Origin of the sequence: Nannocystis punicea (assembly GCF_026965555.1) — a bacterium.
GTDB classification, from domain to species: domain Bacteria; phylum Myxococcota_A; class Polyangia; order Nannocystales; family Nannocystaceae; genus Nannocystis; species Nannocystis punicea.
In genome coordinates, this window is the sequence record NZ_CP114040.1 from 9,315,610 (window position 1) to 9,342,315 (window position 26,706).

Genomic DNA, 26,706 nt, shown 5'->3' on the forward strand with positions numbered 1-26,706 from the left:
TTCGCGCGCTCGCACAGCATCGACATGGTCTCAGTTCCCCGTTCTGGTGAGGTGGGCGAATTTGACTGGTAAACAGCCGCCCCTCCACGAGTGCGCTCGACCGGCCTTAGTTGAGCTTGACCTCCGAGCCCAAGATCTCGTTGAGCCCGCTCGCCTCGCTGCTGATCGACAACGCCGATATCTTGATCCCGTCCGGCGTGATCGTGATCGTGCTACCCCCGACCTCGATCTTGAGCTCCTCGGTCGCGCTGAGCTTGAGCTTCTTGCCGTGAACGTCGACCACGTTCAACCCAAAGATGGAGACCGCGTCACTCGACGTCAGCTTCGCCTTCCCCTTGCTCCCCATGGTTAGCGTCGAGCTCGTCGATTCCAGCGACACGGCCAGCTTGCCAGACAGGCTCAACGTGTTCGTCCTCGACATGAGGGACGCGGCCTGCTTGCCGAGCAGGCTCAGCGAGCTCGTCTTCGCCTCGACTTCCACCGCGCCCTGCGCCTGCGCCGTGATATTGCCGGTCTCGGCGGTGAGCTTCACGTCGGTGTGCGCCGTCAAGCTGATGTTCTCGGTCTGCGACGTCGCCGTGATCGCCTTGTTGACGGTCATCGTGTGGGTCCCGGACTCGACGGTGAGCGAGCTGTTGCCCGACTTCACGGTCACGCTGCGGTCCTGCTCGATGGTCGTCGTGCTCTTGCCGGTCTTGACCGTCAGCGACTCGTGGCCCTTCGTCACGGTCACGCTGCGGTCACCGGTGATCGTGAAGGACTGATTGCCGCCGACCGAGAAGGTCTGGCTGGCGGTCACGCTGCGGCTGTTATTGTGGAGCACGACCTCGTTGAGGTCGCGTTGGGCGTGGAGGAACACCTCCTCACCGCCCTTGAGGTCCTCGAAGCGGAGCTCGTTGAAGCCGCCACCGCCGGGCGAGCTCTCGGACTTGATCGTGCTCTTGGTCTTCTCGTCGGGTAGCGGATAGGGCGTGGCGTTGTTGGCGTGGTACACTCGCCCGGTGATGATCGGGCGGTCGGGGTCGCCCTCGATAAAGTCGACCAATACCTCGTGTCCGATCCGGGGGATGAACATCGCGCCCCAGCCGAGCCCAGCTGAGCCCTGTGAGACCCGCACCCAGCACGAGGAGTTCTCGTTGTGCGCGCCCTCGCGGTCCCAGTGGAACTGGACCATCACGCGGCCCTGCTCATCCACGTGGATCTCCTCCTGCGCCGGGCCGACCACGGTCGCCGACTGCACCCCGCGGACGACCGGACGCGGCGTCAGACGGAGCGGGCGAAAGGGCACGCCCCGGTCGATGCACACGAACTCGTTGCTGTAATGGAACGAGCCGCCCGCGCCGTCCCCGTCGAGCACCTGTGTCTGAGTCCCTTGATGCGTCACCTGCATCAGCATGCGTGCACCGTTGAGGTCGGCGCGGCTGTGCCCCGCGACGGTGAACCAGTGACCAGGCACCAGGCGCATGCAGTCGCTGCTGCCCGACGCCTGGCGACGCGTCACCTGAAGCTCTTCCAACCGGACCTTGGCTATCGACCGCCCCTCATGCGGTTGGGCGGCGCCTGGGTCCTGGAACTCCCCGGGATAGTCGTAGAACTCGAGGTCGGCGTCGCGCTTGGCGCTGGCGTCGGCCTCCATGCTTTCCATCGGCTTGTGGAAGTTGAAGTCGCGTAGCGACACTTTGCCGGGACGCACGCGCTCGACGAGCCGAAGTGTGGTCAGGTGCTCGCGCTCGCGCAGCTGGCCGCCATTGTGAAACCACAAGGTCGAGTCTCCGGCGATCGTCGGGTGCGCGCCTGGGTGATCGGCAACCACCATCGTCGCACCGGACTCGCCGTGGTCGAAGAAGTAGAACATCCCGTCTTCCTCGAGGAGACGGCTGATGAACGCGAAGTCGCTCTCACGGTATTGCACGCAATAATTGCGTGGCGCGTAAGTGGCAGAGAGGGCGAAGCGGAACTCGTCCTTGCTCAATCCGGCACTCTTGAGCACCGCGGCGACCACCTCGGCGGTGGTCTGGTTCTGAAAGGTCCGGCACCCGTGACGGTTCAGCAGCCGCCACACCCGTGGGACCAGCGTCAATTCATAGAGATGATAGTGCCGTGACTCGCCCGTGTATTCGATGCTGGCGATCTCGGCATGGATGAGGCGGGGCGGACCGACACCTTCGAGTTGCAGCGTCGCCCCTCGGCCGACGACCTCGGCGAGGTCGAACTCGCCGGCCGCGATTTCGACCCGAAACTCATACAGCGCACTGACTCCCTCGCGTCCAGTGAAGCGGACTACCCTGAGAGGGGCCGGCATGGCCTGAACCGAGAGCGAGAACGGCGCTTGGTCGCTGTGAAAGAGCGAATCGACGGTAAGGGCGCTATTCACAGAGATACACTCCTTCGGCGAACTATCCCGACGAGAGCGCAGGTTAGGCTCACCGTGACCCGGCTTGCAAGCGCCCCAATACCCTGAGCGAAAGGTTAAGTCACGTCGTCGCGCGCGCGACCGCCCATTCCGCTAAACCTGTCGAGATCCGATCGGGGCCAATGGCGACTTCGAACACACGCATCCGCCCGCCGCACTTTCGGCAGATGGTGATGTCCATCCCAAACACGCGGGCGAGAAGCTTGGCCCAACCGATGCGACGGGGCCGGGACGAAGTCTCCGGCACGTCGTCCGACTTCACGCTCGTGAAGCCCGCGCCGGCGAACCCAAGCGCGAGCTGCTGCTCGGGGGCCGGTGTGTCGGGCGTCGGGACGATGCGAGCTCGGAGGTGGTGACTCGTGTATACGCCGAAGTATCTGATCATGTGGAAACCCGGCGGCGGCACCAGGGCGCACAGCCGGGCGAGGAATTTGTCCGCATCCATATCGGCGTGGGCGGTGCCGCGGCGCCAGGGGGCCGTGAAGTGGACGCGGACGCGGCCGTCGCCAAGCGCCTCCACCGCGTCATGAGCGAAAGGCGGGCGCAGGAGATAGCGGCAAAGACGCTCGAGCTGCTTGCGGTCGCGGCCATCGACGGTCGTGGCGGCGTGCAGGTGCATCCCGAAAGCAGACACAGTCAACGGCGGAGGAGCCCCGAGCTCGGCCGCGGGCGCCAGGTGCGGGCCGACGAGCGAACGCTGTACGCAGGCAGCAAGCGTGGAGTCGAGGTCGAGGTCGTCGTCGCATCGCACGCGTGGGTCTGGCGCGGCACGTAGGTGCCCGGCCTCGCGCATGCGGGCATGCCGTCCCCCTGCATTCGCCCGGCCGGGCCCGGTAGCTCACCAAGTCAGCGAGATTGAAACGGAAGCGCCTGCGTGGCCTGACCTTCCCCGGTCAGCAGGCCGGCCACCCGGCCCGTGCGCTGGACGGCCCTGCGACCCGCACGGACGTGTCCCCCCCATCCGCCCAACGTGACGACTGCAGGGGCTCGCCGGCCGGGACGATTACCCGAGGTCGTCCGGGTTTTTGGGGCAGATTTGTGGCAACCCGAGGTACCCAGAGGCAACCCGTGGCAAGTCGCCCTCCCCGCCCAAGCCCCTCCGGGTGGAGATCCGCGGCATTTGGGCAGCGGAGGGGCTTTCGGCGAGGATGGGTCAGAACTTGTTCCACCCGGTACTGGTCCTCGTCCTGTCTCCCGAGTCGTGACAGTGCCCATGTTACGATGTCCGCGTGCTCACGCGCCGCGCCATCTTGCTCCTCGCCCTCACGGCTTGTCGCCCGGCGGCCTCGGCCGCCTCGGCCCCGTCGTCGGCAGAACCCGCGGGCGCCCCTCGTCCGTCCGCCGCACCGGCAACGTCGTGGCAGGCGATCGTCGACGACCCGGCCCGCCCCGCCGATGAACGCGCGCTCGACCCCGGCCGCAAGCCCGTCGAGTTGCTCGCGTTCCTCGACCTCCGACCCGGCATGCGCGTCGCCGATCTCGGCGCCGGCTTCGGCTACACCACGTTCCTGCTGTCCCGCGCCGTCGGCCCGGACGGGGTGGTGTACGCGCACAACAACACCTACGCCCGCGAGCGCTTCCTCGAGCCGAAGTGGACCGAACGCCTGACGACGCCGGAGTTCCGCAACGTTGTCCGGGTCGACCGCGAATTCGACGACCCGCTGCCACCCGAGGCCAAGGACCTTGACCTCGTGATCAACGTGCTCTTCTATCATGACACGTTCTGGTTCGGCACGGACCGGGCGCAGATGAACCGCGCCGTGTTCGCGGCCCTTCGCCCGGGCGGAGCGTATGTGATCGTCGACCACAGCGCCAGCGCCGGCGCCGGCGCCAGCGACACGAAGACCCTGCACCGGGTCGAGGAGTCGACGGTCCGCGTGGAGATTGAGCAGGCCGGCTTCACTCTCGCGGGCTCGGCCGAGTTCCTGCGCAACCCCGCCGACGCGCGCGACTGGAACGCCGCCCCCTTCGCCGCCGCGGAGCGCCGTGGAACGGCGGACCGCTTCGTGCTCAAGTTCGTCAAGCCCGCGAGTTAACGCCTTTTGTTTACATGTCTCATGGGACATATTACGGTACCAGCCCGACGCGGTCGGCCAGCCCATGTTCGGACGACTCTCCTGACCGGTCTCCGCTTCATCTGAGGCCGCGTGCACGATCTCGCTTTCAGAGAAGGCGTCGCCGACCGTCAGTTTGACGGTGAAGGTGAGCCCGTGAGGGCGCTGTTCCGCGTGCCGGCGGCAGACGAGCCTTCGCGGCGCTCGGTGGTCCTCGACGCGAAGGGCTTCGCTAAACTGATGGGCGAAGGGTTCTGGAGGGGCGTGAGTATTGATCCGAGCAACATGGCCTGGCAGGCGAGCTCGTTCGGCGGAGCGCTGCGGCTGGACTTCCGGCCGATGTAGCCGCGAGAGCGGGCGGCTCGAGCGCGGGCGAAGGTCAAGCCATGAACACTCTGACCGCTGGCGATCTAGCCGTCGACCCGCTTGCGCCATGCCGATCCATGGACGCGCGCTCATCATTCACGGCAGCGGGACGGACGGCGGAATGATGCGAGCGCGGAGGTGATGGTGACTCGCTAACACGCCGAAGTATCGGATCATGTGAAAGCCGGGCGGGGGTACGAGGGCACACAGGGCGAGCGGCAACGGGGTGTTCAACTCAAACCCGAAGATCGCTGACGCCAACCGTCTGCACCTCGACGACGCACATACGGCCGGAGACCCTATCACCAAGCCCTGGTCTGCGCGCCTCCTGCGATGAAGGCACCGGCCCCATAGGATGCGGTCATCGGCTTCTTCGCGGACGTATTCCGGATTCACCGCTGTTCGGGAATCATCGTTCGCTCGCGCCGGATCTGCGCGAGCGCGGCGTCGGTCTTCAGCTGCAGCATGATGATGCCGCGCCGGACGGATGCCAGGGACGGATCGCCTGACGAGCCGTCCTCGCCGTCCTCGCGGGCCGCGGGAAGGCGCTCCGGTCGCACCATCCAGGGCGCGACCGCCAGCACCTCCGACGTATCGCGGATGCCCGCGTGATCTCCGATCGTCGCCGCGTCCTCACCCTGAGCGAGCAGCCACGCGACTTGGCTGTTGCGATGGTAATAGTCGGACACATGCAGGACCCGCGCGCGACCCTCCCACTCGCGCGAGAGCTTGGCGGCGACTCGGCGCTGAGGCTCCTGGTTGCCGCCGCTGTCGCCGATGAGGCAGATCAAGCGGAACCCGTGCGCCTCGAGACTTCGCGCCGCCGACTCGAGCACCGCTTCGAACACCTCGTCCGGGAGGCTGATCGTTCCGGGATACCGCATGTGCCCGGTCGGAGGAGAGATGTCGCCCTCGGGGGACAGGCGGATCGTGGGTGCGATGAGGGTGTTCCCCAGCGCCTCGGCAATCTGCCCTGCCGCGTGCTCGACGACCACGTTGTGCTTTCCGAGCGCGAGGTGGAGCCCGTTCTGCTCGACGCCACCCGTCGGCACGAGGACCGTGTCGAAGCCCGCGTCGAGCCGCTCGCGGACCTCGTCCCACGTCATCTGTTCCAGATAGAGCGTCGGCGACGCCGCCACCGGCGCGGATTGTCGGCACGAACTCTGCGTCGCGAACAGGACCAGCAGCGCAGAGACGGCGATCGCGGAGCCGAGCTCGCTTCGGACCCGCCGGCACGCCCGACCGATCGGCGCGAGGTAGAGCTCCCACAAGCTCTCGTAGCGCTCGCCGTCCTGGTTGTGCAGACCGAACCGAAGCTCCTCGCGCTGGCGCGAGACGTACAGCGTGCCGGCGAGCGCGTCCCAGATCGCCAGCGCGAACCCGAAATTCTTGTCGACGTGGGCCGGATCGGAGCTGTGGTGGATCTGGTGCTGCGCCGGGCTGATCACCAGGTGGCTCAGCCACGCGGGATAGTGGAGCTGGACGTGGGAGTGCCGCAGGTTGAAGCCGAGGGCGTAGAAGAGAAAGATGAAGAGATTGAGGCCGAAGAACGAGACGCCCTCGACCGAGTACCCCGCGAGGTAGCGCGCGGAACCCTGGAATGCGGCGACTGCCACACCGGTGGCTGTCAGATTCATCCAGTCGTCGAGCGGATGCACCCGATACGCCGAGACGGGGTTGAGGACCTCGGCCGAATGGTGCACCTTGTGGAGCTCCCACAGGCACCCGACGCGGTGCTGGAGATAGTGGGTCGCCCACAGCGCGAAGTCGGCGGCCACGAAGGTGCCCAGAGTGACGACCACGAGGATGAAGCTCTCGGACCAATCGCTGACGCTCGGCGGACCGAACCACGCCGACAGCGCGTCGACGACGACGCCGTCGATGCCGCTCGCCAGCGCCCCTCCGACGGCTATCCACGGCAAGACGCGGAGCAGGACCGTGTTCACGACGTAGATCACGTAGTCGCGACGGGCTGAGCGGTGCTTCAGCGACCTCCACGTCGCACGCGGCTCGTCGCCCCCAGCACGGCGCTGCCACATCGCGTGTGCGACGGCCATCGCCGCGGCGGTCACCAGATAAAACCAGAAGAGCCGGCTGGTGCTCTGGAGCACCGCGCCGAGCGGCGCCACGACGAGCGCGACCAGGACGACGAGCAGTTCTTGCGGACTCATGACAGAAGCGACCTCCACGGCGTTCGCCGTCGGTCTCCCCAACTGGCCAATGGAAGCGGCTATACCACCTCCACCACGCGTCTACCAGACGTGTTCCGCAGATGCAACCGCGAACGCGACCGACCCGGCAGCCGTCGGACGTCCGGGATACATCATCCATCACTGTGAAACCCTCGACGCCAGGGCGCTCTCACCATGGTTCGAGAGACGCCCCGGGCGCGATTCGGGGCGAGCGTTCAATCAAGGCAAATCCAGGATCGTCGGCCGGTTCAGACCGTGTGCCGGAGATACGGCGAGGAGCTGCACGTGGCGTTTTTGTGCAGGGGTCGCGCATTCTGTAGGTGGCGATCACGGCTGGGTACGTCGTCGCGGCGGGTCTCGCCGACGGATCGCCCTCCTGATGAAGCGGAAGCGCTTGTCGAACCGGCTCGGCGGCGGCGTTCGGATCCGCTGGGCGTTCTTCGCCCGATTCGTCTCGTCTACGACGTTTTCGCAGCGTGGTCATCTACCCCCGGCCCCACATCGTCTGGCTGCCGGCCACCGACCCAGGCCGAGCGAGAAGGAGCCCCGGAGCAATTGTCCCATGGGACAGTCCGACTGTCCCATGGGACAGTGAATGCGGGCGCCGTCGTGCCAGCCCGCGCCGCCTTGGTCAGGCCCCTCGAGGCTTCCTGAGCCTGCGCTGCGCGTGCGACGCGGGCGGCCGGCTCGTGTTCGCCGCGCCGGGGCGCCGGCCGCCGCCGGTCGCCCGCGCCCGTGTGACTCGCCGGTATTGGGTCGCCCGTCGCTGCCGAATGCGATGCGAATTCTTTTTCTTGTTGACTTCGCCCGAAGCGTCCAGTAGATGATTTGGAGCATCGAGATTGTCGCAAAGTGCGCGACCCGTTGCGTGAGTATCTTACTCGGTTCGAAGGAGCGTCTTTCATGATGAAGGGTTTCAAGATGTTCGCGGCTGTATTCAGCTGCACCATGCTCGCTGGCCTCGCATATCTGGGTACCGTGGCACCCGGCAATGGTCTCGTTGTCGGAGAGGCTAGTGCCTGCACCGGACCGTCGTGCAAGGCGGCGCCCGGCCGTCCCACCGCTGTGCATAACGGCCATTATGGGATTCCCTCAGACCCAAACTCGACGTGCATCGTGTGCGTGTCAAGCTGCGTCTGCACCATCCCCATCAGCGGCGGCTGAACCCCGGCTGATTCGATCTCGATGGAACGACTTTAGGCATGCAATGCCCGTGGTCATCCATCGAGATCACAAAATTTTGGTTTGGATCCTTAAAATGCGGGGCTTCGGATCGCGGCTCCAGACACCGCAATTGAGCAGGTCCTCCTGTCTCGCAACGGACGTAGTCGTGGGGTCCGACGCCCATTCTCTCTGACGAGGATTTTGTGCGACTGTCAAGAGTCACCGTTTCGATCGCTGGAATCGTCGCCGGGATCTGCGTGATCATGTTGTGGGTGACGCGCTCGTCTGCCCCAGCGCGCAAGGTCGGGACAGGGACGAGTCGGACGAGTCCGAGAGGGGGGGGGAGCGAAGAGAGCGCAGATGCTCAAGGAGCGGGAGTTCTGGGAGCGCTGGTCGATCCGGCGAACTACCTCGCCGCGGAGCAAGCGACGGACTCCACCCGCCGGGCAGAATTCAGTGCTGAGGCCGATCGGGCCAAGAATCTCCGAACCCTCCTCGCGGAGGGGGACACGAAGTGGCAAGACACATTGATCGATCTGGATTTTTCGGAGCGCAGTCATCGCACCTATCTGCGATGTAGTAAAGAGCACCTGCGAGGCCCGTGCCCGTACGAGATCGATTATGTCATAGAAGCGAAGGCGCCGGGCGTGGGCGAAGTGGTGTTCGGCCGCATCGTCATGGGCACCGACTTTCGCGCCGACTGCGATGAATACGCAAAATGTGTCGTGAAGGGAAATGTCGGCGGGCAGGTTCGGGTTCCTGCCGGTGTCACAGGATTGTTCGGCAATCACAAGGCTCAGACTGATAACCATCCTGAACTATCTCTGAAGCAATTTCAAGACACGCTGGCGATTGCCGAGGAAGGGTTGGAGATCCTGTTGAATCAGGGTCCGGATGGCACTCCCGACTGGGAGTATCGCCTGGAACACCAACGTAGTTATTTGATTCTGCTCAGGGAGCTGATGGCTGAAGGTGGGCAATGAACAGTCGTGTAAAACTGGCGCTCTTCGGGGTAGCGGGCAGCGTCATGGGTGTCCTGTGTCTATTGTGGGTCGAGCGGCAACTCCACATTTGGCCCGTTATCGAGGGGGGGCGTATAGGAGTTTTGCTGACCGAGAGATGCATGGGGTGCGTTCGGATGTTCGAAAGGATCAACGCGGACCCGTCTCGCTGGCACAACATCGTTCCGATTCCATTGGATGCTCCAGGCTCGAAATTCTCTGACGCGGTTTGCGATGCGGCTATCGCGGCGGGGGAGGCCCATGGTTCATGGTTGCTGAATCTGGTGCCTCGCCAAATGGTGTGCGCGCGGCTCGCCTCCGATGCGGCGCAGTTTGCCTCGGATGAAGGGATGGTTGCGACGCCATCCTTCTTTACCGGCGAGGGCATTATCCGTCCAGGTGATGTCGAATCGGTGTTGGGATTCCATCCCTTTAAATAGCCAGGCTCCTACCTGGTCGCAGATGGCCGTGAGTGAGGGTCGCATGGTCGTCCAGGGGCGATCGGGCCCGTCGTGCATGGGCCAGCGCATGGCGGACCGTGCTCGGCGAGCTGCTGGCGGGCGTTGCGACGGCCCGGCGGGGCCGGCTCGAAATCGCTCTTGACGCGCGCGAGGTGGATCGACGACGAAGGCGTGAACGAGGCTCGTCGATGTCAGGCAAGGAGGTCGCGAGCGTGCATACGCGGCGTCCGTCGTCGCCGTCGAAGACCACGATCTCGTCGTTCGCAGGCGGCCGGCCCCGGTGGACCTGGCACACCACCGCCCGTCCCCGAACCAGTGCATGCGGTAGGCCGGAGGAAGATCCGTCAGCGTATGTTGATAGAGCAGCTTGCGGCCCAGCGGAGCGAAGGTCGCAATCCCATGCCCGACCCTGCCGACGACCGCGCCCGTCGCCGCATTCACGACTTCACCGACTTCTCAGCTCTCCGAGAGACGGAACGGCCTCTATTTGTCATCCGCACAACAAGCACAATTAACGCGAGTGGATCGGTTTCAGCGCGGGACGATGTCGGACCATCCCCGGCGGCGTCCAGGATCGGCTTCTGGCTCGCCTGCCCCGCGCGCGCCGCCCGCGCAAGGTGCCGGGACCCGGCGCGTTCGTCACGCGCCGAAGGCCTGCCTCCGGCTTTCAAAAGGCCTCGGCGCGACGAACGCGCGGGCACTTGAGCGTACGCTCGGCGCATGGCAACCCCGAAACCAGCGGACGTCGACGCCTACCTCGCCACCCAGCCGGACCATGTCCGCGCCGCGCTCGTCCAGGCTCGCGCCGCCCTGCGCCGCGCGCTGCCGAATGCCGTCGAGACGATCAAGTACGGAATGCCCGCATACGCCGTCGAGGGGCGCGCCGTGGCGTCGTTCGCAGGCTGGAAGACCCACTACGCCGTCTACATCGTGCCCACCGACCTGTTCGCGGCGATCGCCAGGGACCTCGTCGGCCGCGAGGCCACGAAGGGCATCATCCGCTTCGAGCTCGACGAGCCGGTGCCCGAAGCGGTCGTCCGGCGTCTCGCCGCCTGGAACCCCGCCGATGGCGCCGCGACGAAGAAGCCGGCGATGAAGAAGACGGCGATGAAGAAGACGACGAAGACGGCGCCGAAGAGCGAGCAGGCGAAGCGGCGGCGCTGACCGTCACGGCGGTCTGCCACCCCCTCGACCGCGGCCGCCCACGGAGCTCCACAACCTCCGGCCCCAAGGCTCGTGGCGGGCCCCCCACGGTAAAACAGGCCGAAAGGACCCCAACCGCGGTGGTGGATCCCTACCCAGACACGAGGGCTATCTGATCAGTCAACGGTTCCGGAAGCGAATAGAGGAGTCTTCGGCCGGGAGAAGACGGTCGCCACCTTCCGCAAGACTCGATTCCGAGGCAAGCAGCGGAACGAGATGGCGTCGCTTCTCGTCGGCGCCGTGGACCACCGATCGGCGCGCGGCTCACGTCGCGTGCGGTGGTTATGTCGACCGTGAAGCTTCGGCAAGGTTCTTGGGAGGTGGCGGTGAAGCCCGCGGGAGACGGATCGTGAACGTCGCGCCGCGTCCGGGCACGGAGGCGACGGTGATCGTCCCGCCGTGCGCCTCGACCGCGGCCTTCGTATAGGCGAGGCCGAGGCCGGTGCCCCCGCCGGTCGGTCGATCAGTGAAGAAGCGGTCGAACACACGAGGCAGGTTGTCTGCGCAGATCCCCGGACCGCTGTCCGCGATCTCGACCAGCACCGATGCCTCGTCGCTCGTGACCCGCGCGCGCACCAGGCCGCCGTCGCCGGCGAACGACGCGGCGTTGTCGAGGACGTTGCGCAGCGCGGTCTCGAGCGCGCCGGCGACCCCGACGACCTCGACGCCCGCGAGTTCGGTCTCGAACCGGACGGCCGCGTAGCGCTCCTCGCCGGCGAGGGCGTCGCAGATCCCTCGCACGAGCGCGGCGACATCGAACGCCGCGCGGGGCTCGTGCGGCAGTCCGGCCTCGGCGCGGGCGATCGCGAGGAAGCGCGTGACCAGGGCGTCGAGGCGATCGGAGCTGCCGATCAGCAGCCGCGCGAGGCGGTGCGCGCGCGCCTCGTCGGCCGGCCGCTGCAGGGCCTCGGCGCACGCGCGCACGGCCGCGATCGGGCTCTTGAGCTCGTGGGCCAGGTCGGCGGCGAATTGTTCGTTGGCCCGGCTGCGCGCCGCGAGGGCCGCGAGCAATGTGTTGAACGACTCGCCGAGGTCGCCGACCTCGCTGCGCGCGACTCGTGGGATCGGCTGGGCCCGCAGCGGATCGGCGACGCGGGCCAGCACCTCGCGACGCAGGCGCAGGATCGGCGTCACGATCCGGCTGCCGAGCCACGTGGCGAGCAGCGCGCCGAGGATCAGCACGTAGAGGGTCAGCTTGAGCAACGGATAGCGGAGGTGAGACAGCGCGCGGATCGCTCGCGGCGAGCTCTTCTCGGCCAGCACGACGAATGCTCGATCGTCGCGCACCGACGCGTGGCAGCGGAGGAGCGTGCCCGACAGGACGACGGCGCACCCGGAGGAGCGGCCGAACTTGGCGGCGCGCAGGACCTCGGGCCAGGATCCGGGCGCCGGACGCTCCTCGTCGGCGGCGCGCAGGTTCGGCGCGCCCTCGGGTCCGAAGAAGACGTCGTCGAGTCGATCGCCGAGCGAGGTCTCGTCCTCGTGATCGGCGGAGGCGACGACCTCGCCCTCCCGATCGATCACGAGCACGCGGACGCCCGCGTCTCCTGCGACGCGCGCGACGAGCTCCGCCCGCGCGGCGGCGTCCGCGTCCGCGAGCCCGTCGGCGACGGCCCGCGCGGCGAGGTCCACGCCCGCCTGCATGCGCTCCATCTCGCCGGCGCCGATCCGGGCGCCGATCGCCACGACGGCGAGCGGCGCGAGCACGACCGCGAACACGACCGCGTAGGTGCGGCGACGGAGGGAGCTGCGGATCATGGGGCCCTGAGGCGATAGCCCGCGCCGATGACGGTCTCGATCGCATCGAACGCCGGATCGACGGCCTCGAGCTTGCGGCGCAGTCGACGGATGTACGTGTCGACGAGCCGGTCGTCGACAGTGGAGTCGTCGCCGCGGGCGAGCTCGAGCAGGCGCGCGCGCGAGAGGACGATGCCGGGGCGAGCGGCGAGCGCCTCGAGCAGGCGGATCTCGGTCAGCGTCGTCTCGATCGGAGCGCCGCGCCAGCGGGCCTCGAGGCGGTGGCGATCGATGTGGAGCGCGCCGGCGACCACGGACGACGTCTCGGCCGGCGGCTGGGCCCGCACCGCCTGGCGGCGCAGCAGCGCGTGCACCCTGGCGAGCAGCACCCGCGTGCTCGCCGGCTTGACGACATAGTCGTCGGCGCCAAGGTCGAGGCCGAGCGCCTGATCGATGTCGCCGTCGCGGGCGGTGAGCAGCAGGAACGGGACGCTGTCGCCTCGCTCGCGCAGCAGCCGGCACAGCGAGAATCCGTCGAGTCGCGGCAGCTGGACGTCGCAGATCACGACGTCCGGGCGATCGCGCTCGATCCGCTGCAGCCCGTCCTTGCCGTCGTGGGCCGCGCTGACCTTGTGCCCCGCGTCCTCGAACGCGATCGACAGCGCCTCGGCGAGCGCGCGGTCGTCTTCGATGACAAGGACGTTCGCCATGGGGATGACCGGCGCCTCCGATTCATAGCCTGACACAGGCCCGGCGGTACAGCGATCTATAAAGTCGTCCTCATCGGTGCCGCGAAGGGCGTTTCGCGGTCGGTTCATTCGCGCACCGCCTCCGGGCCCGCGCCCGGCTGTCGCGGCGGGAGCGGCGCGAAATATCCGACGATCAGCAGCAGGATCCCGACGCCGGTGAACGAGATGACCCGGGCCAGACTGCCATGATTTCCGAGGTCGACGAAGAACAGCTTGACCACGACCACGCCGATCAGGATCGAGCCGATCGTCCACGACGCGCGGTGGCGGTGGCGGTGACCGGCGATCATCATCCCGAGGGCGATCAGCGTCCATAGCAGCGACAGTCCGGCCTGGACCGACATCGAGGCCAGCAGCGCGTCGAGCCGGTAGGGGAGCCCGCCCCAGTGGTGCGCCGTGCGGCCCACGGCGGCGGTCAGCAGGGCGAACAGCGACGAGCCGAGCGCCCAGTGGCGGTACGAGGTGTGCACCTCCACGCCGAGCCGACTCGGGACCCGACGCCACCAGCGGACCACCGTGGCGAGAGTGATCAGCAGGCCCAGCTCGAGAGGATTGACCAGAGGCAGGTATGGCAGCGGCGCGGCAGAGCCGTCGCTGACGGCGTTGGTCAGCCAGAACCAGGCGAGCAGCAGACCCGCCACCAGGCAGCCGGCGACGCCGTGGTACGCCCGCGGATAGGCGGAGAACGGCCAGCACAGCCGGCGCCCGCCGCCGACGAGCCACAGGAACGCGCACGGCACCGGCGCCCAGCCCAGCCAGCGCCAGGCGCTCTCGGCCCCGGTCACCGCGGACACAAGGAATCGCAGCTCCACGGTCAGGATAGCGAGCACCAGCCCGCTGCCGAGCACGTGGGCGGCGCCGAGCACCCGCTGCGGCAGCAGCCCGCTCAACTGGCGCAGCGACAGCAGGTGGACGACGACCACCGCCGACCAGCCCGCGAGGCCCAGATGCGCCGCCGGGTGGTACGTGGGCTGGTACACGAGGGCCAGAGCGAGCGCCGCCGCGGGCGTCAGCGCCAGACACAGGGAGCCCATGGCCCGCCACCTCTCACGCAACGCGATCTGCGTCCACAGAGCCACGCTGCCCGCCGCCGCCAGCAGGGCCGCGTGTTCGCGCGCGCTCGCCGGGACGAATCGGTCGATCTCACCCAGCGCAGTCAGGGTCCACCAGCCGGCGCCCCAGATCAGCAGCAGCTGCGACAGGGTCGCGAGACCGAGCGAAGTCATCCGCGGCGAACGCGGACTCGTCGTCGCGCGGTGCAACTTCCCGGCGCCGATCAGCGCCGCCACGGCGAGCACCGCCGGCGTCCAGAAACCGATGTGCGCCAGCGGTCGCAGACCATCGCCGGCGGCCGGCCCGAACACCGGCGGTCCGCACATCAGAAACACCAGCCCGCCGATCGCCTGCAGTACCAGGCCGAACACCAGGCCCGCGCGCCGCTGCAGCAACAAGCTCAGCCACACGATCGCGAGGCCGCTCGCGCCCCACACCGCGCTCGCGATCTGCCACGGGAGGACGAACAGCACCGCCAGGTTGACGCACGCGAGCCCCAGCAGGAACACCACGGTCAGCCCGAACGCGAGGCGCCGGTCGCCCCGGATCAGCGGATCGTGGGCAGTCATCAGCGCGTTCGCGACGAGCATGAGGCCGATCAGCGAGGCGTTCAGCGAGCCGCGCCAGCCGGCGAGCAGGACGCCGCCGGTCGCCGACGGCGAGCCCTGCAGGTGCGCGAGGAACAGCGCGCCGCCCAGCAGCTGCACGGCGAACGCGGCGATCAAGTAGCTGCGCGAGTGCAGGCGCAAGCCGGCGAACATCGTCGCCACGCCGGCGATCGCCCAGCCGATCGCCGTGCCGTCGACGGCGAAGCACAGCGGCGCGATCGTGAAGAGGGACACGAGCCCGGCGAGCGCGAGCACCGGCGCGAGCGCGGATTCCCACGCGGCCACGGTCGGCGCGGCGCGGCGTAGCAGGTGGTGCGTCACCAGCAGCGCCACACCCAGGGTCAGCGCTCCCAGCGGCGGGCCCGCGAGAAGGGTGACGGATCCGGGGCCGAGTTCGCCGACGAACATCAAGGCCGCGCCGAGCTGCAGCGAGAGCGCGAAGATCCGAGCCGAGCGACGCTGCTGACGCACGCCGAGCCAGAAGATCCCCGCGCCCTCCACCGCCCACGCGTGCGCGGTCCAGCCGGCGTCGAAGCCCAGCGGAATCGCCAGAGTCGCGAACACGACCCCGAGCGCGACATAGGTCTCCACCAGCAGCAGGAGCGCGCCCGCTCGTCGGCGGACCAGCGAGCGCGCCAGGCCGAGGTAGAACAGGCCGAGCGCGAGGGCGCTGAAGGCCGCCCCGGACTCGATGTGCGCGACGACGGCGAGCTGGAGGCCGAAGCCGACCACGGGCGGGCCGAACATCACGATGCCGTCGATCGCGTCGGCCTGGCGCGCCGACCAGCGCAGGACCGCGTCGCGCTCCGCCCCGGCCGGCGCCCCGGCCGTCTCGCGCAGCTTACGGCCCGCGAACAGTAGGCCGATGGTGACGTACATCAGGAAGAACAGCGCGAGGAACGGCTCGGTGCTGGCGAACAGCGCCGGCGTGTACGAGCGTAGCCCCCAGGCGAGCCCGATCCCGAAGGTGCCGACGAAGCCGATCAAGTTGAGCAGGCGCCACGCCTTGAACCACGCGATCGCTAGGATGCCGGCGTCGAGCAGCACGAAGTAGCTGAACAGCGCGACGTGGTTGCCGGAGCCGGTCGAAGCGAGGATCGGCGCCGCGAAGCCGCCGAGCGCGGCCGCGATCGCCAGCGCGCGGGCGTTCTGCTTGACGGCGAGCAGCGCCGAGCCGACGGTCGTGGCGAGCAACAACAGGAACCCGGCCTTCGGGTCGATCAACGGGTGCAGCCGCATCGCCGCGAAGATCGTCAGGTACAGGGTCGCTACGCCGGTCCCCTGCAGGATCAGCCCGTACTCGGGCCTGCGCCGCCGCAGCAGCCAGCCCAGCGCGAGCAACCCGAGGCCCACCAGCGCCACGCCAGCGTAGCGGAGCTCCAGCGGGATCACCACGCGCTCGGCCGCGTAGCGCAGCAGGAACGCGAGGCCGAGGAACAGCAGCACCACGCCGATCCGCAGCACCGTGTTGCCGCCGAGCAGCCATTCACGCGCGGCCGTGAAGGCGCGGTCCTCCCGCCCGGAGCCAGCCGGGGAGTCCGACGGCGGCTCGGCGGGCGGCGTCTCGGACGCGGGCGCGGGCCACGGCTCGACGCGCGCGCTCGCTTCGATCGCGGTCGCGGTGACGGGTGATTCTACGGGCAAGCGATCGCGCAATCGGGGCGGCGCCGCAATCGCCGCGACCCGCGCGTCGACCGGCTCGCGGACATCCCGTCTGGAATCGCCGACGGCGCCGGCCCGTTCAGCGACGCGCTCGACCGACGGCGGGGCGATCCCGGCCGGAGGCCCGTAATTCGCGGCCTCGCGGGGTGTGAGCGGCGGGGCCGACGACGACGGGCGGGCCTGGCCGACACTCACGGGGCGCTCGTGAACGACGATCGTGCCGCGTTCGAAGCGCTTGCCGAGCTGCGTCAATTGCTCGCGCAGATCCTCGTTCTCGCCCGCGAGCGTCCGCAGCGAGCAGCCGTGGGCGACCGCCACGCCGGTGAGGGCTCCGACGAACGCGGCCAGGAACGATTGGCCAATCATCGCACCGAATACGAGACCGACAGTCAGGAATAACGCGACCATACGTTGGCTCCGCGCGCCGCTCCGACCGAGAGCTGCGCGGTTCGAGGTTGAGATAAGCCCGGCGCGGGCGCCTCGCGTCCGCGGCCAGCGACCGGAACGTCGACCCCCGTAGCGTGCACGCGCGGTGTGAAACCGCGGCCGGATCGCCGATGAATCGTCGACGAAATTCGTGTGAAACCGCGGTGAATCCGCGGACCGCGCCGGCCTACCGGGTCGATCGCCGCCCGGAAGCGCCCGCGGCGGTCCAGCGCGTTGGCGGAGCGAGGCGGGAGATCGAGCGCAGGGGCTCACCTCGCCGCGACGACGGATTGGACGGCGTACCCGCGCGTGTTGAAGTGGACGTTGGGCTGGACAGCATCGACTCTGAGGCAGTTGCTTTGTTCACTGCAGAACTGGCAGCGAAGAAGAGCGGCGACAAGATCCTGTTGGTGCTCCATCAGCTCTTGAAAGCGGCGTTCGAATGGGGCTTGTCGCCGACAATGCCCACATTCGTCTGGCCGCCCAAGCGCAAGCCGAAGAAGAAACTGTTTCCGCCGGAGTTGTTCGAACTCTTGCTGGCGGAGGCGAAGGCCAACGGCGCCGACGAGTTCGCCTTCATCCTCCTCGCAGGGGAGATGGCCATGAGGAGCGGCGAGCTCCGCGGCCTTTGCTGGGAACGGATCGATCGGCGCACGGGACGACGGACCATCGACCGACAGATCTTCGAGGGCCAGCTGAAGCGACCGAAGGGCGAGAAGAGCAGGACGTTCAAGCCGATCCCTCGCACGCTGGTGGCGCTCGAGCAGATCCGGCACTCTCGCAGCGAATTCGTCTTCCGCGACGATCGAGCAGCGCCTGGACGCGACGCAACTGAGGAGCTCTGCTCGCGCCTCTACCGCAGCGTCGGCGTCCTATGAAGATCGGCCCTCATGTCTGCGACCCGGAGCGATCCTGCGGATGAGCCTGGCCGGGGTCCCCCTGAATGTCTTCCGGCAGATCACGGGGCACGCGGACTGCCGGATCTCGCAGGAGTATCTCCACGACCATGTAGAGGCACGTGGGCGCGAAGCTGGCCTCCCCTTCGACCCCCAAATGGCGCGGAGGTGCACATCCTCGCGGGAGCGCCAAGCCAGCGGGGCTGGCTGGCCTTGCAGCGAGAAGGCCTGTAAACGCGACGTAAACCGGCGGTAAAGCCGCGGGAGGGCCCGTTGCTCGCCTCGTGGGCGTTTGCTAGGTACGTACAACGAACGCATGGCTCTGCCTCGCTTCTTGGCGCCGCTCCTGACCGTCGTGCTCCTCGGGGCCGGTGGTTACTACGCCTACCAGCGCTTCGCCGTCGCCGAGGCGCCCAAGATCGACTATCGGACGCAGGCGGTCGAGCGCACGCGTCTGACGGCCACGGTGACCGCGAGCGGCACGCTGTCGCCGGTGAAGACGGTGGCGGTCGGCAGCCAGGTGTCGGGGCGGATCGTCGAGCTGTTCGCCGACTTCAACTCGCAGGTGAAGAAGGGCGACGTGATCGCCCGCATCGACCCGAGCCTGTTCCAGTCGGACCTGATGAAGACGAAGGCGAGCTACAAGTCGTCGCAGGCCGCGGTGACCCGGGCGATCGCCGACCGCGAGAACGCGCGCATCAACTTCGAACGCGCCCAGCAGCTGTTCGCCGACAAGGTCGCGCCGCAGGCCGAGGTCGACGCCGCCAACGCGGCCTACAAGGTCGCCAAGGCCAGCGTGGAGTCGTCGCAGGCGGCCCTCGCGGTGGCCAAGGCGGCGATCGACACCGCCGACGTCAACCTGCTCTACACGACGATCCTGTCGCCGATCGACGGCGTCGTGATCTCGCGCGACGTGTCGGTCGGGCAGACGGTCGCGGCCTCGCTGTCGGCGCCGCAGCTGTTCTCGATCGCCGAGGACCTCAAGGCGATGGAGGTCCACACCAACGTGGCCGAGTCCGACGTCGGCGCGCTCAAGCAGGACATGAAGGTCCGCTTCACCGTCGACGCCTACCCCAACGAGCGCTTCTTCGGCACCGTGGCGCAGATCCGCAACTCGCCGCTGACGCTGCAGAACGTCGTCACCTACGACGCGGTCGTCCGCGTCGACAACGACTCGCTCAAGCTCCGCCCCGGCATGACCGCGAGCGTGACGTTCATCGTCGACGAGCGCCGCGACGCGCTCGCGGTCCCCAACGCGGCCCTCCGCTTCACCCCGTCCGACCCGAAGATCGCGGCCCTGGCCCCCAAGCCCGAGGGCGAACGCGGCGGCAAGCGCGGGGGCAAGCGCGGCGAGGACCTCGGCGAGGCCAAGGCCGAGGAAGGCAAGGCCGAGGAGGCCAAGACCGGGGCCGTCGACGCCAAGGCCGAGGCCGCCGACGCCAAGATCGCCGAGGGCAAGGCCGACGCGAAGGTCCCCGAAGGCAAGGCCGCCGACGCGAAGGCCCCCGAAGGCAAGGCCGACGAGACCAAGGCCGCCGACGGCCAGCCCGCGGACGCCAAGGCCGAGGAGGCCAAGGCCGGGGACGGCAAGGGCGAGCGGCGGCGGCGTCGCGGGCAGAACTCGGAGCTCGACAACAACCGCACCGTGTGGGTGCTGGCCGAGGGCCAGCCGAAGCCGGTGCAGGTGCAGATCGGGATCAGCGACGGGTCGATGACGGAGATCGTCGGCGGCGAGCTGACCGAGGGAATGCAGGTGATCGTCGGCGCGACCGGGGGCGAGCCGGTGACGAAGGCGGCCTCGGCGTCGCCGTTCAACCCGATGGGCGGCGGCGGCGGAGGTCGCGGCGGCGGCGGCGGTGGTGGTCGTCGCGGTGGTTTCTGAGCGGAGCGCGACGATGACCGAGCCGATCCTCGAGGCCACCGATCTGGTCAAGACCTACACGATGGAGGACGTCGAGGTCCGGGCGCTGCGCGGCGTGTCGCTGGCGGTCCGGCCGGGCGAGTTCGTCAGCATCATGGGCACCTCGGGCTCCGGCAAGTCGACGATGATGAACATCCTCGGCTGCCTCGACCGCCCGACCTCCGGCAGCTACAAGCTCGCCGGCAAAGAGGTGTCGAAGCTCGGGCGCGGCGACCTGGCGACCGTGCGCAACAAGGTGCTGGGCTTCGTGTTCCAGAGCTTCAACCTGCTGGCCCGCACCAGCGCGCAGGAGAACGTCGAGCTGCCGATGGTCTACGCCGGCGTGCCCGCGGGCGAGCGGCACGAGCGGGCCATCGCCTCGCTGGAGAAGGTCGGCCTCGGCAAGCGGCTCGACCACACCCCGGCGCAGCTGTCGGGCGGTCAGCAGCAGCGCGTCGCCATCGCCCGGGCGATCGTCAACCGGCCGAAGGTGATCCTCGCCGACGAGCCGACCGGCAACCTCGACTCGCGCACGAGCATCGAGATCATGGCGCTGTTCCAGGAGCTCGGCCGCTCGGGCATCACCATCGTCCTCGTCACCCACGAGCCCGACATCGCCGAGTTCACCAGCCGCGTGGTGATGATGCGCGACGGCAAGGTCCTGTCGGACGTCACGCAGAACCCGACCGACGCCCGCGCCGCGCTCGCCAACTACAAAGAGGGCGACGCATGAACCTCTTCAGCACGTTCCGCGTGGCCATCCTGGCGCTCTTGCTCAACAAGATGCGCTCGTTCCTGACGGTGCTCGGCATCATCATCGGCGTGGGCTCCGTGATCGCGATGGTGGCGATCGGCGAGGGCGCCAAGGCCGAGGTCCAGCGGGCCTTCGACAAGATGGGCACCAACCTGCTGGTGATCCGCTCCGGCTCGGCGCAGACGAGCGGCGTGCGCGGCGGGGCCGGCTCGCAGCCGACGCTGCTCTGGACCGACGTCGACGCGATCCGCAAGGAGACGCTGTACGTCACCAAGGTCTCGCCGAGCCTGCGCCAGAACGTGCAGATCCTCGGCGAGGGCAAGAACTGGACGACCTCGGCCGAGGGCACCACCCCGGAGTACTTCGAGATCCGCAACTGGACCTTCCAGTACGGCGGCCCCTTCAACGAGCAGGACGTCACCACCAAGGCCAAGGTCGCGGTGCTCGGCGGCACCGTCGTCGACAACCTGTTCGGCAACGCGGCCGACGCCGTCGGCTCGACCGTGCGGCTCAACAACGTGCCGTTCGAGGTCATCGGCGTGCTGTCGCGCAAGGGCCAGGCGGCCACCGGCCAGGACGCCGACGACGTGGTGATGGTCCCGGCCGGCACCTTCGCGGCCAAGGTCCAGGGCGGCCTGCGGCAGTACCTCGGCGGCAGCATCTACGTCGGCGCGGCCACGCCCGAGGACACCCGCAAGGCCCAGGCCGAGATCACGACGCTGCTGCGCGCGCGCCACAAGCTCCGCGACGACGAGCCCGACGACTTCACCGTCAGCAGCCTGGCCGAGGCGGCCAGCGCCCGCCAGGAGGGCACCGAGACGATGACCCGCCTGCTCGCCGGCATCGCCCTCGTCAGCCTGCTGGTCGGCGGCATCGGCATCATGAACATCATGCTGGTCAGCGTGACCGAGCGGACGCGGGAGATCGGCCTGCGCATGGCGATCGGCGCCCGCCCGGGCGACATCCTGATCCAGTTCGTGATCGAGGCGGTGGTGCTGGCCTCGGTCGGCGGCCTCCTCGGCGTCGGCCTCGGCTTCGGCGTCGCCACCTACCTGTCGAGCGAGTTCGGCTGGGCGACCAAGATCGACCCGCAGATCGTCGCCCTCGCGCTCGGCAGCAGCGCGCTGGTCGGCGTCGGCTTCGGCCTCTACCCGGCGCACAAGGCCTCGCGCCTCGACCCGATCCAGGCGCTCCGCTACGAGTAGTGCGTCTGTCCATGGGGACATGTCCCCCGGACCATCGTGCGAAAACGGCCCTGCCCCGCCCTGCGGCCCGGCGGGGCCGGGGCGGGCGTCCCGGGCGGGTGTCGGGTATAGTCGGAGGTGATGCCCGTCGCCCCGCCGACCGACCTCGATCAGATGTTGCAGGTGCTCGCCGACGGCGGCGAGCAGGCCCGCGAGCACCTGCTCGACCACCTGCGCGCGCTGGTGTCGCAGGGCTCGCCGGCGGCGTTCTCGCTGCGCGCGACGCTGATCAAGCTCCTCACCGCCGACTCGTCGGGACGCGTCGACGACGAGGAGCACCCGGGCTCGTGGACCCGCTCGTGGCAGATGTCGGCGCTGGTGGTGGTCGCCGGCGAGGACGCCGACGCGCGCGCGCTGATGGACCTGGCCACCGACCGCGCCCGCGAGCCCAACCGGTGGGTCCGCTACTGGACGCTGGTGACCGCCAACGAGCGCAAGGAGCACCACGCGTGGACCCTGGCGCGCGGGCGCGCGCTGGCCGAGGACACCGGCGAGCGCCTGCAGCTGCGCTGCCTCGGCTGGGCGCTGCTGGCGGCCGACCACGAGGACCGCGACGCGGTCGCGGCGCTGCTGTGGTGCATCGACGGCGCGCCGCAGCCGGTGCCGGCGGGCAACCGCTACCTGGTCGAAGGGCCAGTCGACCCGACGCACGCCCAGAGCGCGGCGCTGCGGGCGCTGCGGGCGACGCCGCTGGCGCAGGCGTTCGACCGCGTGCAGACGATCGTCGACGCGGCGCCGTTCGCCTCGTACACGTGGGACGCGGTGTCGGTGATGGCGCGCTTCGGCGGCACGTCGCGCGCGGCCGAGGCCTCGCACACCCTGGCGCGCTTCGTCGTCACCAACCGGCGCCGGCGCGAGTACTACGACATGGTCGGCCTGGCGGTGCGGGCGATCGGCCGCCTCGGCATCGCCCAGACCGACCTGCTGATGGCGGAGCTCGACAGCGCCAGCCCGGGCGTCGCGTTCGAGGCCGCGGGCGCGCTCGAGCTGCTGCTGACCACCGCCCGCGCGGTCGAGCGGATCCTCGACGTCGCCACCGCCAGCGCCGACCGCGACGACAAGCTGGCGTCGGCGCTGCGCAGCATGCAGCGCACGGCGGTGGTCGAGACGCTGGCGGCCGGGTTGCGCTGCGGCAACATGTCCCGAGAGTCCGCCGCGCGGCGGCTCCTGATCGAGCTCGGCGGCTCGGTGGCGATCGACCGCCTGCAGATCCGCCACCAGGACCTCGAGAGCCGGCGCAAGGTGGTGGCCGACCTCGACGACCGCCAGCGCGAGCACATCCGCTGGATCGCCCTCGGCGACGGCGTGGCCACCTGGATCTCGGTCGGCATGTGGATCGTGGTGTTCCTGGTCGGCGTCACCGCGATCTCGGCCGGCCTGCTCCTGACCTTCCGCCAGGGCTACGACGCGTTCCAGGCGGTGGTCCTGGCCGGCGCCGGCACGGTCTTCACCCTGCTCGGCAAGGTCGGCTTCCAGGGCCGCCTCGTCGAGGTCGCGGGCGCCCGCGCGGCCGCCCGCCTGGCCGTGTTCAACGGCTACCAGCGCCGCCTGCAGCAGGTCGACCTGGTGCTCGCGCAGCGCTTCATCGACGGCGTCCAGGTCAGCGCCGAGGACCTGCGCGAGCTGTCGTCGCTGGTCTCGACCGCGCAGACCGAGGCCCAGGCGTCCCTGCTGGCCCTCATCCCCAGCGACAAGGAGGCCGACGCGCTGCAGAAGCGGCTCGCCGCGGTCGGCCAGTCGCTCCAGAGTGGCGACTCCTGAGCTGTCCCGAAGGACATGCTCCTGGGGTCGTGCTCGAAAGGGCATGCCCCTACGGACATGCCCCTCGCGCTCACGCGCTCACTCGGCCGCGACGACGCGGACGGGGATGCACTCCTCTTCCTCGTGCTCGACCTCGACGGCCAGGCACGTCTCGCCGACCGCCACGCCGACGAGCACGAAGTTGTGGGCGCCGGGGGTCGCGTCGGAGAGGAGGATGTCGCGGTCCTGGCTGTCGAGCGCGAGCGCGTCCTTGTTGGTGAACTCGATGCGGGCGCTGCTCTCGATGGTGACGTGGACCGAGACCGCGATGCCGGCGGGGATCTCGATCTCCTCGCCGGTCAGGCGCACGGGCACCGGCGGCTGGCTGCGCAGCTCGAAGGTGACCGTCTGGTAGCGCGGGCCGCAGGCCGACAGCGCCGCCGCGGCGGCGAGGGTGGCGAAGGCAAAGGCGAGGCGGGTCACAGCGCACCTCCGGTGGTGTCGGTGGTGCCGGTGGCGTCGGTCGTGCCGTCGGTGGTCGCGTCGGTGGTCGCGTCCGTGGTCGCGTCGGTGGTCGCGTCGGTGGTCGCGTCCGTCGTCGCGTCCGTCGTCGCGTCGGTGTCGGTGAGCGGCGCGTCACCCTCGACGGTGATCTCGAGCTCGGCCCCGAGGTCGCCGAGGCGGGCGCGGACGATCGTCGTGCCGGCCGAGCTGGCGCGCACGATCACGTGGCCCTGGCCCGTGCCGACCACTGCGAGGACGCCGTCGTCGGCGACCTCGAAGGTGAAGTCGAGCAGGCCGGCGAGCACGTAGTCCTCGTCGTCGCGGGTGATCGCGTCGAACTGCAGCTCGCTGCCGGCCGCCATGGTGTACGCGGTGTAGTCGGCGCGCTGGTGCTGGATCGCCACCTCGGTCGGCGTCGACGCGTGGATGTGGATCAGATCGCCGATCGCGCTGTCGGGCAGCAGCGCCAGCACGGCGGTGTAGCCGGCGGCGAGGGCGGTGAAGGTGCCGCCCTTCAGCGCCAGGCGCTCGCTCGAGCCGGTGCGGAGGTCCGGCGGAGGCCGCGAGAGATCTTCGTTCCAGCTGTACTCGAGCTCGAAGCGGCCGCCGACGGCGACGCGGGCCGGGAAGCTGCCGACCGACTCGCCGTCCGGGCAGGCGCGATCGTCCTCGCCGATGCAGCGGTAGTGGAACTCGCCGTTGCCGAGCTCGCCAGGGCCGGGCTCGGGGTCGTAGAACTGGTCATCGCTGCAGTCGTCGAAGCACCCGCCGAGGGCGAGGAGCCCGGCCAGCAGCAGCGGACGGGAAGTGGTACATGTTCTTTTGGACATAATCTTAAGGACAGGTCGTAAGGGCCATGCGGGGACACCGGTAGCGTCCGCTCCTGATCTTGACCGGGCGGCGAGGCGGCCGCAAGGGAGGCCGGGCGACCCCGACGCAGACCCCGGGCGCGCATCGTGCGCGGCGTCGCTCGCCTGTCGCGTCACGCAGTTGTCACCAAGGTGTCACGTTACTTCCCCTTTTTGCCGCCTTCCCGTGACTGACAGACCGCGCGACCCCGCGTAGATTTCGGGCGTAGGCGGCCCTCGGGCGGCCTCGACCGAGGAGAACCCCCATGGAGGCGATGTTCGACGGACTCACGACGACGACCGGAGTCCTGCTCGTCGTCTCGCTCCTCATCGCGTTCGGGTTCGAATTCGTCAACGGCTTTCACGACACCGCGAACGCGGTCGCGACGGTGATCTACACCCGCTCGCTGCGGCCGTGGACGGCGGTCATCCTGTCGGGGGTCTGCAACTTCCTCGGGGTGTTCGTCGGCGGGCTCGCGGTCGCGCTCAGCATCATCCACCTCCTGCCGATCGAGCTGCTGGTGTCGAGCGGCGTCGGCCTCGGCCTGGCGATGATCCTGTCGCTGCTGCTGGCCGCGACGCTGTGGAACCTCGGCACCTGGTACTTCGGCCTGCCGTCGTCGAGCTCGCACACGATGATCGGCGCGATCCTGGGCGTCGGGCTCGCCAACTCGATGCTGCCGGGCCACGAGTTCGGCGCCGGCGTCAACTGGGCCAAGGTCGGCGACGTCGGCCTGGCGCTGCTGCTGTCGCCGCTGATCGGCTTCACCCTGGCGGCGCTGCTGCTGCTGGCGGCGAAGCGCCTGATCCGCGACCCGCAGCTGTACCGCGCGCCGCTCGGCTCGCGCCCGCCGCCGCCGTGGATCCGCGGGATCCTCATCTTCACCTGCACCGGGGTCAGCTTCGCCCACGGCTCCAACGACGGCCAGAAGGGCGTCGGCCTGGTGATGCTGATCCTGATGGGCATCGTCCCGGCCGGGTTCGCCATCAACCTCGCGCTCGCCGAGCCGCAGATGCGCGAGGCCAGCGCCGCGGTGGTGACGATCCACGACGCGCTCGGCAGCGCGGCGACGGCGGCGCCCGACGTGCGCGCCAAGCTGGCCGAGGTCGAGGACGAGCTGCAGTCGCTCAAGGCCACGCTCGGCTCGGCCGCGCGGCCCGAGCAGGTGCCGGCCGACCTGCGCTTCGCGGTCCGCCGCGACGTGCTGCTGATCGACTCGACGCTGAAGAAGCTCGACCAGTCGGGCGCGCTGGTCCTGCCCAAGGAGCAGGCCGAGCGGGTCAAGGACGCCCGCGCCGACCTGCGCGAACTGACGGACTACGCGCCCAACTGGGTGCTGTTCTGCGTCGCGCTGTCGCTCGGTATCGGCACCATGGTCGGCTGGAAGCGGATCGTCGTGACCGTCGGCGAGAAGATCGGCAAGGAGCACCTGACCTACGCCCAGGGCGCCTCGGCCGAGCTGGTGGCGATGAGCACGATCGGGATCTCCGCCGGCCTCGGCCTGCCCGTCAGCACCACCCACGTGCTGTCCTCGGGGGTCGCAGGCACCATGGTCGCCCAGCGCGCCGGCCTGCAGGCCGCGACGGTGCTGAAGATCGCCTCGGCCTGGGTGCTGACGCTGCCGGCGTCGATGCTGCTCGCCGGCATGCTGTTCCTGGTGTTCCGCGCGATGCTCTGTTAGCGCGGCGTCGCGCCCGGGCGAGCGGCTACAATGCCCGCCCGGAGGTCGC

At 69.1% G+C, this 26,706-nt stretch carries 19 protein-coding genes; 11 read left to right on the forward strand and 8 right to left on the reverse strand.

Features of this window, described 5'->3' with window-relative positions; all coding sequences use genetic code 11:
• Positions 1 to 106: 106 nt before the first annotated feature.
• Together O0S08_RS35585 and O0S08_RS35590 are read right to left on the reverse strand one after the other, a co-directional pair.
• Entirely contained in the window at positions 107 to 2,374 is a 2,268-nt protein-coding gene (locus tag O0S08_RS35585) for a type VI secretion system tip protein VgrG (RefSeq protein WP_269033898.1), read from the reverse strand.
• Between the two features lie 100 nt (positions 2,375 to 2,474).
• On the reverse strand, positions 2,475 to 3,032 hold the full coding sequence (locus tag O0S08_RS35590; RefSeq protein WP_269033899.1) for a transposase: 558 nt from the start codon (positions 3,030 to 3,032) through the stop codon (positions 2,475 to 2,477).
• Between the two features lie 610 nt (positions 3,033 to 3,642).
• Between O0S08_RS35590 and O0S08_RS35595 the strand changes: the two genes are divergently transcribed.
• Together O0S08_RS35595 and O0S08_RS35600 are read left to right on the forward strand one after the other, a co-directional pair.
• Positions 3,643 to 4,449 carry a class I SAM-dependent methyltransferase gene (locus O0S08_RS35595; RefSeq protein WP_269033900.1) on the forward strand — a complete coding sequence of 269 codons (807 nt, stop codon included), beginning with the start codon at positions 3,643 to 3,645 and terminating at the stop codon, positions 4,447 to 4,449.
• Between the two features lie 111 nt (positions 4,450 to 4,560).
• Positions 4,561 to 4,812 (forward strand): hypothetical protein, encoded by a 252-nt coding sequence (locus O0S08_RS35600; RefSeq protein ID WP_269033901.1) that lies wholly within the window; start codon positions 4,561 to 4,563, stop codon positions 4,810 to 4,812.
• Positions 4,813 to 5,225: 413 nt separating this feature from the next.
• Here the strand turns inward: O0S08_RS35600 and O0S08_RS35605 are convergent, their stop codons facing one another.
• Complete coding sequence (locus O0S08_RS35605) at positions 5,226 to 7,004, reverse strand: creatininase family protein (RefSeq protein WP_269033902.1); 1,779 nt, start codon at positions 7,002 to 7,004, stop codon at positions 5,226 to 5,228.
• A gap of 1,457 nt (positions 7,005 to 8,461) precedes the next feature.
• On the opposite strand from O0S08_RS35605, the gene O0S08_RS35610 reads away from it, so the two are divergent.
• From O0S08_RS35610 to O0S08_RS35620, 3 genes are all read left to right on the forward strand, one after another.
• Entirely contained in the window at positions 8,462 to 9,172 is a 711-nt protein-coding gene (locus tag O0S08_RS35610) for a hypothetical protein (RefSeq protein WP_269033903.1), read from the forward strand.
• A 155-nt stretch (positions 9,173 to 9,327) separates the two neighbouring features.
• Positions 9,328 to 9,630: a hypothetical protein gene (locus O0S08_RS35615; protein WP_269033904.1), complete on the forward strand. Its 303-nt coding sequence runs from the start codon at positions 9,328 to 9,330 to the stop codon at positions 9,628 to 9,630.
• Between the two features lie 741 nt (positions 9,631 to 10,371).
• On the forward strand, positions 10,372 to 10,815 hold the full coding sequence (locus O0S08_RS35620) for an iron chaperone (protein ID WP_269033905.1): 444 nt from the start codon (positions 10,372 to 10,374) through the stop codon (positions 10,813 to 10,815).
• 321 nt (positions 10,816 to 11,136) lie between these two features.
• Here O0S08_RS35620 and O0S08_RS35625 read toward each other — a convergent pair whose 3' ends face one another.
• From O0S08_RS35625 to O0S08_RS35635, 3 genes are read right to left on the reverse strand one after another with little or no spacing between them, the layout of a single operon-like run.
• Entirely contained in the window at positions 11,137 to 12,612 is a 1,476-nt protein-coding gene (locus O0S08_RS35625) for a sensor histidine kinase (protein ID WP_269033906.1), read from the reverse strand.
• Positions 12,609 to 13,409: a response regulator transcription factor gene (locus O0S08_RS35630; protein WP_269033907.1), complete on the reverse strand. Its 801-nt coding sequence runs from the start codon at positions 13,407 to 13,409 to the stop codon at positions 12,609 to 12,611. Before O0S08_RS35630 ends, O0S08_RS35625 begins: the two co-directional genes overlap by 4 nt.
• The gene (locus O0S08_RS35635) at positions 13,406 to 17,029 is read right to left on the reverse strand and encodes a DUF2339 domain-containing protein (RefSeq protein WP_269033908.1); all 3,624 of its coding nucleotides are present in this window, start codon (positions 17,027 to 17,029) and stop codon (positions 13,406 to 13,408) included. The genes O0S08_RS35630 and O0S08_RS35635 overlap by 4 nt, the downstream gene beginning before the upstream one ends.
• A gap of 224 nt (positions 17,030 to 17,253) precedes the next feature.
• Here O0S08_RS35635 and O0S08_RS35640 point away from each other — a divergent pair, with 224 nt between their 5' ends.
• From O0S08_RS35640 to O0S08_RS35660, 5 genes are all read left to right on the forward strand, one after another.
• Positions 17,254 to 17,967 (forward strand): site-specific integrase, encoded by a 714-nt coding sequence (locus tag O0S08_RS35640; protein WP_269033909.1) that lies wholly within the window; start codon positions 17,254 to 17,256, stop codon positions 17,965 to 17,967.
• Positions 17,968 to 18,301: 334 nt separating this feature from the next.
• Positions 18,302 to 19,867: an efflux RND transporter periplasmic adaptor subunit gene (locus O0S08_RS35645; protein WP_269033910.1), complete on the forward strand. Its 1,566-nt coding sequence runs from the start codon at positions 18,302 to 18,304 to the stop codon at positions 19,865 to 19,867.
• A 13-nt stretch (positions 19,868 to 19,880) separates the two neighbouring features.
• Positions 19,881 to 20,618: an ABC transporter ATP-binding protein gene (locus O0S08_RS35650; RefSeq protein ID WP_276082560.1), complete on the forward strand. Its 738-nt coding sequence runs from the start codon at positions 19,881 to 19,883 to the stop codon at positions 20,616 to 20,618.
• On the forward strand, positions 20,615 to 21,844 hold the full coding sequence (locus tag O0S08_RS35655; protein WP_269033911.1) for an ABC transporter permease: 1,230 nt from the start codon (positions 20,615 to 20,617) through the stop codon (positions 21,842 to 21,844). Before O0S08_RS35650 ends, O0S08_RS35655 begins: the two co-directional genes overlap by 4 nt.
• A gap of 120 nt (positions 21,845 to 21,964) precedes the next feature.
• A complete protein-coding gene (locus O0S08_RS35660; RefSeq protein ID WP_269033912.1) occupies positions 21,965 to 23,644 on the forward strand; it encodes a hypothetical protein in 1,680 nt (559 codons plus the stop codon).
• A gap of 78 nt (positions 23,645 to 23,722) precedes the next feature.
• On the opposite strand, the gene O0S08_RS35665 is transcribed toward O0S08_RS35660, so the two are convergent.
• Both O0S08_RS35665 and O0S08_RS35670 read right to left on the reverse strand, forming a co-directional pair.
• On the reverse strand, positions 23,723 to 24,106 hold the full coding sequence (locus O0S08_RS35665) for a hypothetical protein (protein WP_269033913.1): 384 nt from the start codon (positions 24,104 to 24,106) through the stop codon (positions 23,723 to 23,725).
• Positions 24,103 to 24,957: a hypothetical protein gene (locus O0S08_RS35670; RefSeq protein WP_269033914.1), complete on the reverse strand. Its 855-nt coding sequence runs from the start codon at positions 24,955 to 24,957 to the stop codon at positions 24,103 to 24,105. Before O0S08_RS35670 ends, O0S08_RS35665 begins: the two co-directional genes overlap by 4 nt.
• A gap of 293 nt (positions 24,958 to 25,250) precedes the next feature.
• On the opposite strand from O0S08_RS35670, the gene O0S08_RS35675 reads away from it, so the two are divergent.
• Positions 25,251 to 26,657 (forward strand): inorganic phosphate transporter, encoded by a 1,407-nt coding sequence (locus O0S08_RS35675; protein ID WP_269033915.1) that lies wholly within the window; start codon positions 25,251 to 25,253, stop codon positions 26,655 to 26,657.
• Positions 26,658 to 26,706 lie beyond the last annotated feature (49 nt).